Origin of the sequence: Rhodococcus sp. A14 (assembly GCF_011603105.1) — a bacterium.
In the GTDB taxonomy this organism is placed as follows: domain Bacteria; phylum Actinomycetota; class Actinomycetes; order Mycobacteriales; family Mycobacteriaceae; genus Rhodococcus_F; species Rhodococcus_F opacus.
The window spans coordinates 1-619 of record NZ_JAAOQS010000309.1 but is presented as its reverse complement, the minus strand read 5'-3'; the positions used below and the strand labels follow the sequence as shown (position 1 = coordinate 619).

Annotated in this window: 1 protein-coding gene; it reads left to right on the top strand. The window is 70.0% G+C overall.

Going from position 1 to position 619, the window contains the following annotated elements:
• Nucleotides 1-619 (top strand): WS/DGAT domain-containing protein (locus G9373_RS45560; RefSeq protein WP_167121398.1); only part of this gene is annotated, 619 nt, incomplete at both ends.

Sequence of the window (619 nt, the reverse complement as noted above, 5' to 3'; positions counted from 1 at the left end):
TGTTCAACGTGCCGATCAGCGGAGCCCGGCACGTCGCCGCCCGGTCCTTCCCCCTCGAACGGATCCGCCTGCTGGCCAAGCACGCCGACGCCACCATCAACGACATCGTGCTGACGATGTGCGCGGGCACCCTCCGGGCCTACCTGCACACCCGCGACGCGTTGCCGGACAACCCCCTGATCGCGATGGTCCCCGTCTCCCTCCGCGCGCCGAATACCGGGGCCGGCGGCAATCGGGTTGGCGTGCTCATGTGCAACCTGGCCACCCACCTCCCCGACCCCGCGCACCGCCTCGAGACCGTGCGCAACTGCATGAACGCGGGCAAGGCCGCCCTCCAGGCGATGAGTCCCGCCCAGGTTCTCGCGATGAGCGCCCTCGGCGCCGCCCCGCTAGGAGTCGAGATGTTCCTCGGCCGGCGAGGTCCGCTGCGGCCGCCGTTCAACGTCGTCATCTCCAACGTCGCCGGTCCCCGAACCCCGTTGTACTGGAACGGGGCCCGACTCGAATCCCTCTACCCGCTGTCCATCCCCACCACCGGGCAGGCACTCAACATCACGTGCACCAGCAGCGACGACCAGATCGTCTTCGGCCTCACCGGCTGCCGCCGCACCGTCCCGGA